We start from the raw sequence: 13,716 nt of genomic DNA, 5'->3' as shown, positions 1-13,716 counted from the left end.
AGGGGAAGTAGACCTCTCCAGCACCCCTCCGCCGCCCCGCGTCAGCCCTCGAAAGGCCCTCGCGTCAGCCCTCGAAAGGCCCCCGCGTCAGCCTTCGAAAGGCCCCCGCGTCAGCCTTCGAAAGGCCCTCGCGTCAGCCCTCGAAAGGCCCCCGCCCCATCTGCTCGCGCACCGTCATCACCTGCGGACTCACCAGCCCGCGCCGCTGCCAGTTCGCGCCGTCGACCACCAGGGTGTGCCCGGTGATGAAGCGGGCGTACGGCGAGGCGAGGAACGTCGCCGCCCAGCCCAGCTCGCGCGGCGTGCCCACGCGGAGAGCGGGCTGGCGGGAGCTCAATTCGCCCCGGCGGCCAGTCGATTCAAGGTTGCCGCGGATATCGGCGGTCATGTCCTCGTGCGGCATCAGGCCCGGCACCAGGCCGTTGACCTGGATTCCGTACGGACCCCATTCCACCGCCAGCGTCTCGACCAGGCTCCGCACGCCCGCCTTGGCCGCCGCGCTGTGTGCGAAGCCGGGCCCGCCCGTCCACGCGTACGACGCCCCGATGGCGATGACCGAACCGGGCGTACCCGCCGCGAGATGACGGCGCGCGAACTCGCGCGTCATGAGGAACGTCCCGGTCAGAGTGATGTCCACGACCGAGCGCCACGCGTTCGGGGACATGTCCTCGGCGGGGACGGGGAAGTTCGCGGCAGCGTTGTTGACCAGCACGTCCGGCAGTCCGTACGCCTCCTGCGCCGCGTCGAAGGCCGCGGAGACGCGGTCCGGGTCGCGGATGTCGCAGGGCACGGCTGTCACCCGGCCGCCGAGGCCCACGAGTTCGTCCCGCGCCGCCTTCAGCCGCTCCTCCTTGCGACTGGCGATGACCAGATCAGCCCCGAGCCGCGCGAACTCCGCCGCGATCGCCTTGCCGAGCCCCGTCCCGCCCCCGGTGACCAGGACGACCGCCCCGTCGTAGGTACCGTCCGGCAGGGCGCTCACGCCCGGCGGGGGAGGCGCGGGAAGTCCGGGCGGCGACGCGCCAGTCTCGTCCGTCATGGCCGCATCGATACCGCCTTCCGCATCAAAGCTCCATGGCCGTACGGGAATTGATGTCCGCCATGACGAGCTCGTAGTTGATCATCGCGCCGGCCTGGTAGCCCGCGGCCGCCGCGTGGATCACCTGGACCTTCGGGCCTGTCGCGTTGCCCACGGCCCAGACGCCGGGGACGCTCGTGCGGCCGGTCGGGTCGACGGCCGGGTAGGGGCCGACGGGCGTGTCCTGCATGGCGGCGCCGAGCTCGTTCAGCAGACCGTGCCGCGGCAGCGGCTTCGCGTCGACGAACAGTGCCGAGCGCGGGAACACCTGGCCGCCGGCGAGCCGCACCCCGATCAGACGGTCGTCCTCGATCTCGAGGCCGGCCACCTCGCCCTCGACCACCGTGACGCCGGCCGCGGCCAGCTGCTCCCAGTCCTCGTCGGACAGCTCCCGCACGGTGTGCAGGAAGAGCGTCACGTCCTTGGACCACTGGGTGACCAGGAGCGCCTGGTGGATCCCGGTCACCTCCGAAGCGATCACTCCGAAGGGCTGGTCCCGTACCTCCCAGCCGTGGCAGTACGGGCAGTGCAGCACGTCACGGCCCCAGCGTTCGGCGACGCCGGGCAGGTCGGGCAGCTCGTCGACAAGGCCGGTGGCGACGACGATCCGCCGGGCGTGCACCGACCGGCCGCCGGCGAGCGTGACCTCGAACTCCCCGGCGCCGTCCGGCAGTACGGCCGTCACACGGTCCTCGGCCACCTCCACGTCGTACGCGGCCAGCTCCCGCCGCCCCTCGGCGAGGAACTCGGCGGGCGGCATGCCGTCCCGCGACAGGTAGCCCTGCATGTGCGCGGCGGGCGCGTTGCGCGGTTCGCCCGCGTCGACGACGAGCACGCGACGCCGCGACCGGCCGAGCACGAGCCCCGCGCTGAGCCCGGCCGCACCACCGCCGACGACGACCACGTCGTAGGCGGTGCCGGTGCTGTCGCCGTTCACGTTCCTGGTGTCCTGGGTCATGGTGACCACCTCCACGGAGACCGTCGCACCGGCGGCGCGGTATTGACAAAGAACATTGCCGAAACTGCAATAGAGCCATGGCGAAGAAGACCGAAGAGGACGCGAACCTGGACGGAGTCCTCGCCGAGGTCGGCCCGCGCCTCCGCCGCGTCCGCAAGGAGCGCGGCGCCACCCTGGCCGCCCTCTCGCAGTCCACCGGCATCTCCGTGAGCACGCTCTCGCGCCTGGAGTCCGGCCGGCGCAAGCCCAGCCTGGAGCTGCTGCTGCCCATCGCCCGCGCCCACCAGGTGCCCCTGGACGAGCTGGTCGGCGCCCCGCCCGTGGGCGACCCCAGGGTGCGGGCCAAGCCGATCGTCCGGCACGGCCGCACCATGGTGCCGCTGACCCGGCAGCCCGGCGGCCTCCAGGCGTACAAGGTGGTCGAGCCCGCCCGCTCCGTACAGCCCGATCCGCAGACCCACGAGGGGTACGAGTGGCTGTACGTCCTCTCGGGAAAGCTGCGGCTCGTGCTCGCCGATCACGACGTGGTCCTCACGGCCGGCGAGGCCGCCGAGTTCGACACCCGTCTGCCGCACTGGTTCGGGTCGACGGGCGAGGGGCCCGCCGAATTCCTCAGCCTGTTCGGGCCGCAGGGGGAGCGGATGCACGTCAGGGCGCGCCCCGCACAGCGGCAGTCCAAGCAGAAATAGCGACAGCCCCAGGCAGGAACTGCGACAGTCCAAGCAAGAGTGAGGACGCCCTGACGGGACCTTCCCCCCACTTCAAGCGACCGCTTAGTATGCGATCGAGCCCGGTCCAGGAAAGCCCCCGTGGAGGCCCCGCATGCAGGCATGGCAAGTGCACCAGAACGGCGAGCCGAGCGCGGTGATGCGTCTCGAAGACGTGGAGCGCCCGGTGCCGGGCGACGGACAGCTGCTCCTGAAGGTCCGCGCCGCCAACATCAACTTTCCCGACGCCCTGCTCTGCCGGGGGCAGTACCAGGTCAGGCCCCCGCTGCCGTTCACGCCCGGCGCGGAGATCTGCGGCGAGACCGAGGACGGGCGCCGCGTGATCGCCAACACGGCACTGCCGTACGGCGGTTTCGCCGAGTACGCGCTCGCCGACGCGGCGGCCGTGCTGCCCGCGCCCGACGGGCTCGACGACGCGGAGGCCGCCGCCCTGCACATCGGCTACCAGACCGGCTGGTTCGGCCTGCACCGCCGCGCCCACCTCCAGGAGGGCGAGACGCTCCTGGTGCACGCGGCCGCCGGCGGCGTCGGCAGCGCGGCGATCCAGCTCGGCAAGGCGGCGGGCGCCAAGGTCATCGGCGTGGTCGGCGGCGCGGCGAAGGCCGAGGTCGCGCGGGAGCTCGGCTGCGACGTCGTGATCGACCGGCGTACGGAGAACGTCATCGGTGCCGTCAAGGAGGCCACCGGCGGCCGTGGTGCCGACGTCGTCTACGACCCGGTCGGCGGTGACGCGTACGCGCAGTCGGCGAAGTGTGTCGCCTTCGAGGGGCGGATCATCGTCGTCGGCTTCGCGAGCGGCGTCATCCCGACGCCCGCGCTCAACCACGCCCTGGTGAAGAACTACTCGGTCCTCGGCCTGCACTGGGGCCTCTACAACACCAAGGACCCGCAGGCGATCCTCCGTTGCCACGAGGAGCTCACCCAGCTCGCGGCCAAGGGCGCCATCAAGCCCCTCATCAGCGAGCGGGTGCCGCTCGGCGAGGCCGCCGCCGCCGTCCAGCGCGTCGCCGACGGCGTCACCACGGGCCGCGTCGTCGTGGTCCCCGAGGGGGGCGCCGCATGACCGACGCCGCCGAACTGCGCCGCCGCACCCAGGAGTTGCTCGCCGCCCACCCGCCCGCGTCGACCGGCCGCGTCGACTTCCTCAGGGCCCGCTTCGACGCCGGACTCGCCTGGGTGCACTACCCGGAGGGGCTCGGCGGCCTCGGCGCGGCCAGGTCCCTGCAGGCCGTCGTGGACGCCGAGTTGGAGGACGCCGGCGCGCCCGACAACGACCCGCGCCGCATCGGCATCGGGCTCGGTATGGCGGCCCCCACCATCCTGCGCTTCGGTACCGACGAGCAGAAGCGGCGTTTCCTGCGGCCGCTGTGGATCGGCGACGAGGTGTGGTGCCAGCTCTTCAGCGAGCCCGGCGCCGGATCCGACCTCGCCGCGCTCGGCACTCGCGCCGTCCGTGACGAGGGGGGCACCTCCCGCTCGAGCGAAGCCGAGAGTGGGGGAACCTGGGTGGTCGACGGGCAGAAGGTGTGGACGTCCGGCGCGCACGCAGCCCGCTGGGCCATCCTCATCGCCCGCACCGACCCGGACGTGCCCAAGCACCGCGGCATCACGTACTTCGTCTGCGACATGACCGACCCGGGCGTCGAGGTGCGGCCGCTGCGCCAGATCACCGGCGAGGCCGAGTTCAACGAGGTCTTCCTCACCGGCGTACGCATCCCCGACGCGCACCGCCTGGGGGAGGTCGGCGACGGATGGAAGGTCGCGCAGACCACCCTGATGAACGAGCGCGTGTCCATCGGCGGCGCGCGCATCCCGCGCGAGGGCGGCCTGATCGGCCCCGTCGCCGCGACCTGGCGCGAGCGCCCCGAGCTGCGCACGCACGACCTGCACCAGCGCCTCCTCAAGCTGTGGGTGGAGGCGGAGGTCGCCCGGCTCACCGGTGAGCGGCTGCGGCAGCAGCTCGTCGTGGGGCAGCCGGGCCCCGAGGGTTCCGGGATGAAGCTCGGGTTCGCCCGCCTCAACCAGGAGATCAGCGGCCTGGAGGTGGAACTCCTGGGCGAGGAAGGGCTGTTGTACGAGGACTGGACGATGCGGCGGCCCGAGAAGGTCGACTTCGCGGGACGTGACGCGGGCTACCGCTATTTGCGCGCCAAGGGCAACAGCATCGAGGGCGGGACCAACGAGGTGCTGCTCAACATCGTCGCCGAGCGCGTCCTCGGTCTGCCGTCCGAACCGCGCACCGACAAGGACGTCGCCTGGAAGGACCTCGCGCGATGACTGATCTGCTCTACTCCGAAGAGGAAGAGGCGCTGCGCTCGGCCGTACGCGGCCTGCTCGCGGACCACTGCGACGCGGCCACCGTCCTGGCCCGCTGCGAGACCGACGAGCCGCACGACCGTGAACTGTGGAAGTCGCTCACCGACGGCATGGGCCTCGCGGGGCTGCTCGTGCCCGAGGAGCTGGGCGGCCAGGGTGCCACGCACCGCGAAGCGGCCGTGGTCCTCGAGGAGTTGGGCCGCGTGGTGGCGCCCGTGCCCTTCCTCACCAGCGCCGTCGTCGCGACCGAGGCGCTCCTCGTCTGCGACGGGGAAGCGGCGGCCGAGCTGCTCACGGCACTGGCGTCGGGACGCACGGTCGGCGTGCTCGCCGTGCCGCTGTCCGCGGCCCCCGGCCGGCGGTTCGCGGACGTCCGCGAAGAGGGCGGCGCCCTGCACGGCCGCGTCACCGGGGTCGCCGACGCGGCCGCCGCCGACGTGCTGCTCGTGCCGACGGCCGCAGGCCTCTTCGCGGTCGACGTCGCTCAGGACGGCGTGACCGTCACCGCGCAGACCTCCCTCGACCCCACCCGTCCGCTCGCCACGGTGACGTTCGACGCGGCACGCGCGCGTGCCCTCACCTCGGACACCGACCTGGCGGTACGCATGGGCCTGCGGGCTGGAGCCGGGCTGCTCGCCTCCGAGCAACTGGGCCTCGCCGAATGGTGCTTGACCGAGACCGTGCGCCATACGAAGGAACGGCACCAGTTCAACCGGCCCGTCGGCTCGTTCCAGGCGCTGAAGCACCGGCTCGCCCAGGTGTGGCTGGAGGTCGTCAACACCCGTGCCGCCGCCCGGCACGCCGCCGACGCCCTCGCCACCGGCAGCGACGAGCCCAACCTGGCCTCGGCCCTCGCCCAGGCCTATGCCGCTCCCGTCGCGGTCCACGCCGCCGAGGAGGCGCTCCAGTTGCATGGCGGCATCGGCATGACGTGGGAGCACCCGCTGCACCTCTATCTGAAGCGGGCCAAGGCCGACTCGATCGCCTTCGGCACGGCGGGCCGGCATCGCGAGGAACTGGCACAGATGCTCGACCTCCAGGCGCCCTGACCGACGTACATACCCCACAGCAGTGTTCGAGGCAGCCCGCACGTACCGCGTGCGGGCTGCCTGTTTTACCTCTCCATGACGACGTGTCGATCACGTGAGGCATAATTGCGAATCATTCGCAATAACTGTTGATCTTCAGTAGGGGTGTGGAGCATGAGGGCCCGATCGATACGGGGCACGGGCGCGGTGGCGGCGGCCGCCTCTCTGGCGGTCGCCGCCTCGGCCTGTTCGGCGCCGGGCGACGGCGAGAGCGCGGGCGCCGCCAAGGACTCCGCGGTCGTCGGCATCGCGTACGAGCCGGAGACCCTCAGCCCGCTCCTCGGCTACGGCAAGGACGGCAACTCCAAGATCTTCGACGGTCTGCTCACACACGACGCCGACATGTTGCTCAAGCCCGCGCTCGCCGCCGAGCTGCCCAAGGTCGCCGACGACGGCACGACCTACACGTACAAGCTGCGCGAGGGCGTCGAGTTCAGCGACGGGAAGCCCTTCACGTCCAAGGACGTCGTCTTCACCTACGAGACGATCCTCGACAAGAAGACCAACAACGCCGCCAAGACCGAGCTCGACGCCGTCAAGAGCGTCGAGGCCAAGGGCGACGACACGGTCGTCTTCCACCTCAAGTACCCCTACGCGCCGTTCGCCGAGCGCACCGTCCTGCCGATCGCGCCCGAGCACATAGCCGGCAAGCAGGACGTGAACACGGGCGAGTTCACCACCCGGCCGGTCGGCACGGGACCGTACAAGCTGGTGAAGTGGTCCAAGGGCGAGAAGCTCACCTTCAAGGCCAACCCCGGCTACTGGGGCGGCGCGCCGAAGGTCAAGAACTTCACCATGGCGATCATCAAGGACGACGACATCCGGGCCACCCGGCTCGACGCCGGTGAGCTCGACGGCGCGATCCTGCCGCCCAACCTCGCGAAGAAGTACGGACACGACGCCAACAAGAAGACGTACGCCGCCAAGACCTTCGACTACCGCGTGGTGACCCTGCCCACCGGCAACAAGGTCGCGGGCGACACCGGCATCCGGCGCGCGCTCGACACCGGCGTCGACCGCAAGGCGATGGTCGACTCCATCCTGGACGGCGCGGGCAAGGAGGCCTACGGGCCCGTACCGACCGACAGCCCCTGGTTCACCAAGGGCACCGAGCGGAAGTTCGACGCCGCCAAGGCCAAGAAGATCCTCGACAAGGCGGGCTGGAAGCCCGGCGAGGACGGGATCCGCGAGAAGGAGGGCGTCCAGGCGAAGTTCCCGCTCTGGTACCTCTCCGGCGACAAGCTCCGCCAGGACCACGCGCTCGCCTACGCGTCCGACGCCAAGAAGCTCGGCATCAAGGTCGAGGTGCAGGCAGGCACCTGGGAGGTCATCGAGCCCCGCATGCCCAAGGACGCGGTCCTCGCGGGCGGCGGCTCCCCGGCCGACCCGGACTTCGACCAGTACACCCTCCTGAAGTCCTCCCTCGCCGGTGACGGCTTCAACAACATGGCCCACTACGACAACCCCAAGGTCGACAAGGCCCTCGACGAGGCCCGCGAGAGCGGCGACCACGCCAAGCGGCAGGCCGCGTACGACACCATCCAGCGCGAACTGGTGAAGAACCCCGGCTACACCTTTCTCACCCACATCGACCACCTCTACGTCGTCGACAAGCGCTTCGGCGACCTGACCACCCAGACCGAGCCGCACGACCACGGCCTCGCGTCAGGACCGTGGTGGAACGTCGAGGACTGGCAGCCGAAGCAGTGAAGTCCGCGCTCCGGAAGCTCCCGTGGGGGCCGATGGCGCGCATGACGGGACGGCGGGCTCTGTTCGCCGTCCCGGTCCTGCTCGCCGTCACCTTCGGCGTCTTCGCGATCGCCGCCGCGTCCCCCTTCGACCCGGTCAAGGCGTACGCGGGGACGGCCGGGCTCACGGCGTCCCAGGAGAACCTCGACCAGCTGCGCGCCAACCTCGGCGTCGACCAGCCCCTGGTCCAGCGCTGGTGGAACTGGCTCACCTCGGCCCTGACCGGCGACCTCGGCGACTCCAGCACCCTGCGCCAGCCCGTCTCCGACGCCATCGGCGAACGCATCGGCTGGTCCGTGCTGCTCGCCGCCACCGCGTTCCTGCTCGCGATCCTCGCCGGCACCACGCTCGGCGTCCTGGCCGCGCGCCGCCCCGGCGGCTGGCTCGACCGCGCGGTGACCTCGCTCGCGTACACACTGGAGGCGGCGCCGCCGTTCTGGATCGGCCTCCTCGCCGTCTGGCTGTTCGCCTTGAAGCTGGGCGTGCTGCCCTCGGGCGGGCTCACGGACACCGCGAGCTCGACCGTGACGGCCGGACAGGTCACGAGCCATCTCGTGCTGCCCGCCGCCGTCCTGGCGATCTCGCAGCTTCCCTGGTTCGTCCTGTACGTACGTCAAGGCGTCGGCGACGCACTCGGCGACGACCCCGTCCGCGGTGCACGCGCGCGTGGCCTGGCCGAACGCACCGTCCTCCTCGGGCACGCCCTGCGCTCGGGGATGCTGCCCGTGCTCACCCTGATCGGCTCCCGGGTGCCCGAACTGATCACCGGTGCGCTCCTCGTGGAGACCGTCTTCAGCTGGCCCGGCATCGCGGCCGCCACCGTGCAGGCCGCCACCTCCGTGGACTTCCCGCTGCTCGCCGCGCTGACCGTGCTCGCCACGGCGGCGGTGCTCCTGGGCAACCTCCTCGCCGATCTACTGTACGGCCTCGCCGATCCGAGGGTGGGATTCGATGGCTGACGTGACCTGGCGTGCCACTACAGGGGGCACTTCTCCTGGGGGCACTTCCAAGACCCGCTCCACGCGCGCGTGGCGGGTGCGTTCCTCGGCGGTGATCGTCGCGGCGGTCGTCCTCGCCGTCCTCCTCGTACCGCCGCTCGTGAACCTCGACGAACAGGCCGTGAACCTCGCGGCCAAGCTTCAACCGCCGTCCTGGGCACACCCCTTCGGCACCGACGACGTCGGCCGCGATCTGCTCGTGCGCTGCGTGTACGGGCTGCGGGTCTCGCTCCTGGTGGGCGTGGTCGCGGCCGTCGTCGCCACCGTCATCGGCACGGCCGTGGGCGCCCTCGCCGCCGCGTCGGGCGGCTGGGTGGACCGGGTCGTCATGCGGCTCGTGGACGTCTTCTCGTCCGTGCCGCACCTGCTGCTCGGCATCTTCATCGTGGCGATGTTCCGGCCCGGCGTATGGCCGGTGGTCGTCTCCGTGGCGCTCACCCACTGGCTGTCCACGGCCCGCATCGTGCGCGCCGAGGTGCTCTCGCTGCGCTCCCGCCCCTATGTCGACGCGGCGCTCTCCGGCGGTGCGTCGCGGCTGCGCGTCACCGTGCGCCATCTGCTGCCCGGCGTGCTCCCGCAGGCCGGACTCGCCGCCGTCCTGATGGTGCCGCACGCCGTGTGGCACGAGTCCGCGCTGTCCTTCCTCGGGCTCGGACTCCCCACCCACCAGGCCAGCCTCGGCACGCTCGTGCAGAGCGCGCGCGGCTCGCTGCTCGCCGGGGACTGGTGGCCGACGCTCTTCCCCGGCCTGTTCATCATCGTGCCCACCCTGGCGATCGCGGGCCTCGCGGGCGCCTGGCGGGAACGGATCAACCCCCGGCGCCGATCGGAGCTGACGCTGTGACTCCCGTGCTGTCCGTGCAGGGCCTTTCCGTACGTTTCCGCATGCGCGGCGGCAGCTTCGTCTCCGCCGTCACCGACGCCCGCTTCGACCTCGCGGCGGGGGAGTGCCTTGCCCTCGTCGGCGAGAGCGGCTGCGGCAAGTCCGTGCTCGCGTCGGCGCTGCTCGGGCTGCTCCCGCAGAACGCGGAGACGGCGGGATCCGCACTCCTGGGCGACATCGACCTGCTGACCGCCGACGAACGGACCCTGGCCCGCACGGTGCGCGGGCGGCGCGTCGGCCTCGTACCGCAGAGCCCGGCCGCGCATCTCACGCCGGTGCGGACGGTGCGCTCCCAGCTGGAGGAGACCCTGCGGCAGCTCGCGGGCGTGCGCCGGCCGAAGCTGCGGGCGGCCGCCGAATCCGCCGCCGAGCGCGCCGCGTTCCCCGCCGGACATCTGGACCGCTACCCGCATCAGCTCTCCGGCGGGCTCGCCCAGCGCGCCGCCACCGCGCTCGCGCTCATCGGCGACGCGCCGCTGCTGCTCGCCGACGAGCCGACCACGGGACTCGACCGCGACCTCGTCGACCGCACGGTGGACGAACTGCGCCGGCACGTCGGCGATGACCGCGCGCTGCTCCTGATCACCCACGATCTCGCCGCCGCCGAGCGGATCGCCGACCGCGTCGCCGTGATGTACGCGAGCCGCATCGTCGAACTCGCCGACGCCGACGCCTTCTTCGGCACCCCGGGACCCCGCCACCCGTACGCGCGCGGCCTGCTCGACGCCCTGCCGGAGCGGGAGTTCACGCCGATCCCCGGAATGCCGCCCGAGCTGTCCGCGCTGCCGGGCGGATGCGCGTTCGCGGCGCGCTGCTCGGCGGCGGACGAGGCCTGCGGGGCCGTTCCCGAGCCGGTGGACCAAGTCGCCTGCCACCACCCCCACCCGGCGGCCCTGCTGGAGGCACCCCGTGCTTGAACTGCGTTCCGTCACCGCCGGATACGACCGCCGGGCCCCCGTCGTACGCGGCGTGGACCTCACCGTCGACGCGGGCGCCTCCGTCGGCCTGCTCGGCCCCAGCGGCTGCGGCAAGTCGACGCTGGCCCGCGTCGCCGCGCTGCTGCACAAGCCGGACGCGGGCCGCGTCGTCATCGACGGTGAGCCCGCGCGCGGCTGGCGGCACCGCGCACCCCGGACCCAGCGCACCGCCTTCGGCGTCGTCTTTCAGCAGCCGCGGCTCTCCGCCGACCCCCGGCTGACCCTCACGAACCTGATCGCAGAGCCGCTGCGCGCAGGCGGCCGGGGGAGCGAAGCACCGGAGCGCGTACGGGAGTTGGCGGCCACCGTCGGCCTCGGCGACGACCTTCTGGGCCGCAGACCGCACGAGGTGAGCGACGGCCAGCTGCAGCGCGCCTGCCTGGCCCGCGCGCTGGTGCTCCGCCCCCGCTGGCTGATCTGCGACGAGATGACCGCGATGCTGGACGCCTCGACGACGGCGGCGCTGGTGCACGCGGTGGAGGAGTACCGGCGCGAGAGCGGCGCGGGTCTGCTCGCGGTCGGACACGACCGGGTGCTCCTGGAGCGGTGGTGCGACCGGACGGTGCACTGGAGCGAGCTGGTGGCCGCGCGAATTCCGGAGTGAACGAAGGGCGTCGATAGCGCCAACTCCGCGCCTCAGGGGGTTTCTTGACGCGGGCATGGCCTCATACTCACTGAGGCCCCGCCCGTCGTCCCCTCGTCCTCCGGGAGTCTCCATGACCCTCTTCAGCCGTCGTAGAGCCCTCACCACCTTCGGCGCCGCCCTCGCGGGCACCGTCGCCGTTCCCGCGTACGCCCACGCGAGCGAGCGCGGACACGGCCCCCGCCCCCTCATCCGCGCCCACGCGCACAACGACTACGAGCACCCCCGGCCCCTGTTCGACGCCCTCGACCACCGCTTCGGCAGCGTCGAGGCCGACATCTACCTCGTCGACGGCCAACTCCTGGTCGCCCACGACCCGGTGGACCTCGACCCCACCCGCACCCTCGAATCCCTGTACCTGGACCCTCTCTCCGCCCGCGTCCGCGCCAACGGCGGCTCCGTGTACCGGGGTTACCACCGCACTCCCTTCCAGCTCCTGATCGACATCAAGACCGAGGGCGCGGCGACGTACCTGGAACTCGACCGCCATCTCCAGCGCTACCGGCACCTGTTCACCACGTACGCCCACGGCAAGGTGCGCCGCTCCGCCGTGACGGCGGTGATCTCCGGCGACCGCGCGGCCCGCGCGCCGATGGAGGCCCAGCGGGTGCGCCGCGCCTTCTACGACGGCCGCCTCGCCGATCTCGGCACCGCGGCCCCGGCCTCCTTCATCCCGCTGATCAGCGACAACTGGACGCTCAACTTCAGCTGGCAGGGCGTCGGCGCGTTCCCCGCGGCCGAGCGCGACAAGCTGCGCGGCATCGTCTCCACCGCCCACAAGCGCGGTCAGCGCGTACGCTTCTGGGCCACCCCCGACCTGGCGGGTCCGGCGCGCGAGGCGGTGTGGGGCGAGCTCCTCGCCGCAGGCGTCGATCACCTGAATACGGACGACCTGGCGGGGCTCGAAACATTCCTCGACGCCCACGGGAACTAGCACCCGTTCGGAGGACATGCCGGTCGCCCGGACGGTCCCTCCGCTGCGCCACACTGACGGCCGAAGCCACGGTGTTGACGTGGCGGAGGAGGTTGTCCCATGGCCATTTCGGTCTCTGTGGTGCTGCTGCTTCTGATCCTGGCAGTGGTCTTTCTGCGCAACGGCGCGCTGAAGTTCTCGCACGCCCTGGTCTGCGCTTTGCTCGGCTTCTATCTGGCGAGTTCGAGCATGGCGCCGACCATTCACAACGGGCTCACGGCCACCGCGGACATCGTCAGCGGTCTGCAGCCCTGAGGATCGGCCTCAGGCCGTGATCGTTTCGCTTTCATGAACAACTGGCTCCGGGTCACCGGCTCGTCGAGCAGTACGCGGGAGCGCCCGCCGCCGCTCAGCCGCTGCCCGGCGAACAGCCGCCCCAGCACCCGTATCTCGCGGCCAACGGCCGCAGCGGCATGCACGCCGACGCGGCGGGCAGCGGAACGTACCCCTGGAACGGGCCCCTCGGGAAGAAGCCGCAGGCCGACAGCGAGAAGATGGCGGCGCTCGGCGGGGAGTGCGCCACCGTCACCTTCGACCGCGCGGGCCGCATCGTCACCGTCTGCGGCACCTTCACCGGCTTCCTGGTGAAGCTGCTCGACCCGGACTCGCTGGAGACGCTCGCCGAGTACAAGCTGCCGCAACGCCCCTCCACCGTCGAGGCGATCACCCGGCTCAACTTCTCGAAGATCTTCAAGGACACCTCGGGCGGCGCCTACTCGTATCTCGACAACGAGGACCGACTGGTGCTCGCCGACTCCCGGCAGCACATCGTCCGGCTCGCGCACGAGCAGACGGCGGACGGCAGTTGGCGGTTCGTCGTCGACAAGGACTGGGATCTGACGGAGCACGTCCCGCACGACTGCGTGACCTGGTCAAACCTCTACCCGAGTGGCGAATGTGACCCGGTCACGTCCGTGATGCCCGACTGGGAGGGCCGCATCTGGTGGGTGACCCGGCAGGGTCGCGTCGGAACCGTCGACCCCGAGTCCGGTGACATCCGCAGAGGCGCCGACGCCCCCGACGACAAGCGGCTCGTCTGCAAGGTCCCCGTCTTCGGCTCCGGCGCGTCCACCACCGACAACTCGCTGATCAGCTGGGGCGACAGCCTCGTCGTCGAGAACAACTACGGCTACGAGAACATCACTTCGCCCCTGACGGCCGTCGACTTCCGCACCGGCGAGACCAAGTGGAAGCGCCTCGCCGGCACGGGCATCGCCTACGACAACAACTGGGCGCCGGTCACCCTCGGCCCCGACGGCACGGTGTACGTCGGTGTCTTCAACGGGCTCGTGGCGGTGCGGGACACCGAGTGACCGGCGGAGCCC

The 13,716-nt window shown here is 71.7% G+C and carries 13 protein-coding genes and 1 pseudogene; 12 read left to right on the top strand and 2 right to left on the bottom strand.

What is annotated here, in order from left to right:
• Nucleotides 1-133: 133 nt before the first annotated feature.
• Together E2651_RS05705 and E2651_RS05700 are read right to left on the bottom strand one after the other, a co-directional pair.
• Nucleotides 134-1,039 carry an SDR family oxidoreductase gene (locus E2651_RS05705; protein ID WP_135329877.1) on the bottom strand — a complete coding sequence of 302 codons (906 nt, stop codon included), beginning with the start codon at nt 1,037-1,039 and terminating at the stop codon, nt 134-136.
• A 25-nt stretch (nt 1,040-1,064) separates the two neighbouring features.
• Nucleotides 1,065-2,036 carry an NAD(P)/FAD-dependent oxidoreductase gene (locus E2651_RS05700; protein WP_135329876.1) on the bottom strand — a complete coding sequence of 324 codons (972 nt, stop codon included), beginning with the start codon at nt 2,034-2,036 and terminating at the stop codon, nt 1,065-1,067.
• A gap of 77 nt (nt 2,037-2,113) precedes the next feature.
• On the opposite strand from E2651_RS05700, the gene E2651_RS05695 reads away from it, so the two are divergent.
• The 12 genes and pseudogenes from E2651_RS05695 to E2651_RS45105 form a co-directional block, all read left to right on the top strand.
• The gene (locus E2651_RS05695) at nt 2,114-2,725 is read left to right on the top strand and encodes an XRE family transcriptional regulator (protein WP_135329875.1); all 612 of its coding nucleotides are present in this window, start codon (nt 2,114-2,116) and stop codon (nt 2,723-2,725) included.
• Between the two features lie 133 nt (nt 2,726-2,858).
• Nucleotides 2,859-3,827: an NADPH:quinone oxidoreductase family protein gene (locus tag E2651_RS05690; RefSeq protein WP_135329874.1), complete on the top strand. Its 969-nt coding sequence runs from the start codon at nt 2,859-2,861 to the stop codon at nt 3,825-3,827.
• A complete protein-coding gene (locus E2651_RS05685; RefSeq protein WP_135329873.1) occupies nt 3,824-5,041 on the top strand; it encodes an acyl-CoA dehydrogenase family protein in 1,218 nt (405 codons plus the stop codon). The genes E2651_RS05690 and E2651_RS05685 overlap by 4 nt, the downstream gene beginning before the upstream one ends.
• Nucleotides 5,038-6,129 carry an acyl-CoA dehydrogenase family protein gene (locus E2651_RS05680; protein ID WP_135329872.1) on the top strand — a complete coding sequence of 364 codons (1,092 nt, stop codon included), beginning with the start codon at nt 5,038-5,040 and terminating at the stop codon, nt 6,127-6,129. The genes E2651_RS05685 and E2651_RS05680 overlap by 4 nt, the downstream gene beginning before the upstream one ends.
• A gap of 153 nt (nt 6,130-6,282) precedes the next feature.
• Nucleotides 6,283-7,878: an ABC transporter substrate-binding protein gene (locus tag E2651_RS05675; protein WP_135329871.1), complete on the top strand. Its 1,596-nt coding sequence runs from the start codon at nt 6,283-6,285 to the stop codon at nt 7,876-7,878.
• 32 nt (nt 7,879-7,910) lie between these two features.
• The gene (locus E2651_RS05670) at nt 7,911-8,876 is read left to right on the top strand and encodes an ABC transporter permease (protein ID WP_135329870.1); all 966 of its coding nucleotides are present in this window, start codon (nt 7,911-7,913) and stop codon (nt 8,874-8,876) included.
• Nucleotides 8,869-9,759: an ABC transporter permease gene (locus E2651_RS05665; RefSeq protein WP_135329869.1), complete on the top strand. Its 891-nt coding sequence runs from the start codon at nt 8,869-8,871 to the stop codon at nt 9,757-9,759. Before E2651_RS05670 ends, E2651_RS05665 begins: the two co-directional genes overlap by 8 nt.
• 41 nt (nt 9,760-9,800) lie before the next feature.
• On the top strand, nt 9,801-10,715 hold the full coding sequence (locus tag E2651_RS05660; protein ID WP_135329884.1) for an ABC transporter ATP-binding protein: 915 nt from the start codon (nt 9,801-9,803) through the stop codon (nt 10,713-10,715).
• Complete coding sequence (locus E2651_RS05655; protein ID WP_135329868.1) at nt 10,708-11,379, top strand: ATP-binding cassette domain-containing protein; 672 nt, start codon at nt 10,708-10,710, stop codon at nt 11,377-11,379. The genes E2651_RS05660 and E2651_RS05655 overlap by 8 nt, the downstream gene beginning before the upstream one ends.
• A gap of 112 nt (nt 11,380-11,491) precedes the next feature.
• Nucleotides 11,492-12,352: a phosphatidylinositol-specific phospholipase C/glycerophosphodiester phosphodiesterase family protein gene (locus E2651_RS05650; RefSeq protein ID WP_135329867.1), complete on the top strand. Its 861-nt coding sequence runs from the start codon at nt 11,492-11,494 to the stop codon at nt 12,350-12,352.
• A gap of 99 nt (nt 12,353-12,451) precedes the next feature.
• Nucleotides 12,452-12,646, top strand: coding sequence for a hypothetical protein (locus E2651_RS05645; protein WP_135329866.1), 195 nt, complete (start codon nt 12,452-12,454; stop codon nt 12,644-12,646).
• A 44-nt stretch (nt 12,647-12,690) separates the two neighbouring features.
• Nucleotides 12,691-13,704 (top strand): annotated as a pseudogene (locus E2651_RS45105) (hypothetical protein); the annotation flags it as partial.
• Nucleotides 13,705-13,716 lie beyond the last annotated feature (12 nt).

Origin of the sequence: Streptomyces sp. MZ04 (assembly GCF_004684775.1) — a bacterium.
Lineage (GTDB): Bacteria > Actinomycetota > Actinomycetes > Streptomycetales > Streptomycetaceae > Streptomyces.
The sequence above is the reverse complement of the archived record's forward strand: the minus strand, read 5'-3'. Positions and strand labels throughout refer to the sequence as shown.